Here is a 1,876-nt window from a genome sequence, read left to right as displayed (position 1 = left end):
GCCATCCTGTCAATATCATTTATCTCCTGTTTAATATTTATGTAGAAATAATTTCCCTTTTTGTTAGATTTGACAGAATGAATTCAGCGTTTGATTCCTCTTTAAAGCATTCCTGAATTAATGTTTCATACAGTGGTTTAAAATTTCGTCTCCATGTGGTCTCAGGCAGTTCCACCACCGCATCACAAATAGCGCGTCTAACATCCTCGGCAGGCAGTCGAGAATATCCCCGCCCAGAACATTTAGGACAGGTTTTAAAAACCGGAATACCGAATAGCTCCGTCTGTTTTTTATCCAGAACTTCCCCGCGCCCATTGCAACGGCACGAATGACTGACCTCGCATTTGCCATTACATGTGGAACAGACCACTCTCACAATTTCTCTGGCGTCACGGGATTTTTCGTATGATGACGGGATGATCTTTACGCCCATACTTAAATTTGCCTTAACCAGCCTTTTTTCCCTCCACGGGGTATATGTCTTTGTAGTAAACACCTCCGCCTCGATAAACCCGCCATCACAATGCGCCGGACACGGCTTCTTACTGGCTGCACTCCTCGCATAATCCTGAAATGCATAATTTGCGAGTATTTGCAGGACATTTCCCCTAATATCATCATCGAGTTTTGCGATTGCACTGTGTTTGTGAGCCTGTGTCAGTGCATACTGGTAGAGACTCTCCACTGCCTCATCTGGTCTGTTGATCCCCTGTTTCGCCAAAAACAGTTCAATACCCAGCCTCGCCTGAGCGGACGCCAATCCCAGCGAGGCCATAACATCGGTAATTGAAAATGCATCAGTAGCCGTTGCGGCTGGAGAGTCACTAAATTGAATGGTTTTGGGTGAGAAATACTTCGGTAGGTCTGCGAGTCTCATTTCCTCTGGTTCCCTTTTAGCTTTGTTTTTGTCATCAATGCCCCATTACAGACAATGTGATATTGGCATTTAAAATCACGCGCGAATTTACCCACTGTCATTCGGTTAATGCCTAACTCATGGGCTAACTGGGTTTGATTGCCCCGGTGTTTTATGAGCAGTTCGGGGATTGACGTTATTTTTATTTCAACATTCATGTCCCCAGCTCCCATATCTGAACATCCAAACAGCCGCCTGCCATCCGTTCGCCACGCTTAATTCGCATATCATCAATCTGACTATCATCAACCCAAAATTCGGCATGCGTCAGTGAGTCGAAAACCGCTTTAGGCAGGTTATCGAGGTCTCTCTGTCGTCTGTCCGGGGGATTTGCTGTGATTGAGATTTTGATGCGGGCTGTGGTGTTGATGTCGAGGTTTTGCTGCTTGATGAGTTTTATGATTGTTTTTCTGTATGCCGCTCCTTTTGGGGATATGTAATGATTTTTTCCAACATGCCGCCAGTAGGTGTTATTCGATGGAGGCCACGGCAATTTTAAATTGTAGGTTTTCATAGTGCCCCAACTAATCCCCTTCTGGTCAGCTCCTTGACGGTCAGGACAATAGACCTGTCCATCTCGTGCCTACGCTCTTCTCTGCTCATATCGGCTCCATTGTCGATAGCATGATGGCATTCAGGACATAAAGCAGCAGTGAGACTATCATCGACCTTCAACCCCATTCCTTTACCTTCGTTCCGGTGGGCAACCTGAATGCCGTATTTCCCACATCGGACACAGCATTCAATCTGTCCAACTGCTGCCAGCCATTTTTTACTGCGATAGCTCTTCTGTTTCACCCTATCCCCCCTAACACCAGTCCCATCATTAGCGATGATGCGAACCACAATCCGATGAATATGAGGTATGATTTCCAATTCATTTGATTTGCTCCACAGTCAACCCATAGCCAAACACGGCGCCAGTATCGATGTATTGCTGGTTCCAGTATTGGGCGTCTT

4 protein-coding genes are annotated in these 1,876 nt (G+C 46.0%); all 4 read right to left on the bottom strand.

The features are described from left to right. Window positions 1–37: 37 nt before the first annotated feature. Genes PSI14_RS19860 through PSI14_RS19845 form a run of 4 tightly spaced genes read right to left on the bottom strand, consistent with a single transcriptional unit; the run spans window position 38 to window position 1,714 of the window. Entirely contained in the window at window positions 38–877 is an 840-nt protein-coding gene (locus PSI14_RS19860) for an antitermination protein Q (protein ID WP_273577705.1), read from the bottom strand. Further along, window positions 874–1,074, bottom strand: a complete 201-nt coding sequence (locus PSI14_RS19855) for a helix-turn-helix domain-containing protein (protein WP_273577704.1) — start codon at window positions 1,072–1,074, stop codon at window positions 874–876. The genes PSI14_RS19860 and PSI14_RS19855 overlap by 4 nt, the downstream gene beginning before the upstream one ends. Continuing rightward, window positions 1,071–1,430: a RusA family crossover junction endodeoxyribonuclease gene (locus tag PSI14_RS19850; RefSeq protein WP_273577703.1), complete on the bottom strand. Its 360-nt coding sequence runs from the start codon at window positions 1,428–1,430 to the stop codon at window positions 1,071–1,073. The genes PSI14_RS19855 and PSI14_RS19850 overlap by 4 nt, the downstream gene beginning before the upstream one ends. Next, entirely contained in the window at window positions 1,427–1,714 is a 288-nt protein-coding gene (locus PSI14_RS19845; protein ID WP_273577702.1) for a hypothetical protein, read from the bottom strand. Before PSI14_RS19845 ends, PSI14_RS19850 begins: the two co-directional genes overlap by 4 nt. Between the last annotated feature and the right edge of the window lie 162 nt (window positions 1,715–1,876).

The sequence above is a fragment of the Xenorhabdus anantnagensis genome (genome assembly GCF_028598555.1).
Taxonomy (GTDB): Bacteria; Pseudomonadota; Gammaproteobacteria; order Enterobacterales; family Enterobacteriaceae; genus Xenorhabdus; species Xenorhabdus anantnagensis.
The sequence above is the reverse complement of the archived record's forward strand: the minus strand, read 5'-3'. Positions and strand labels throughout refer to the sequence as shown.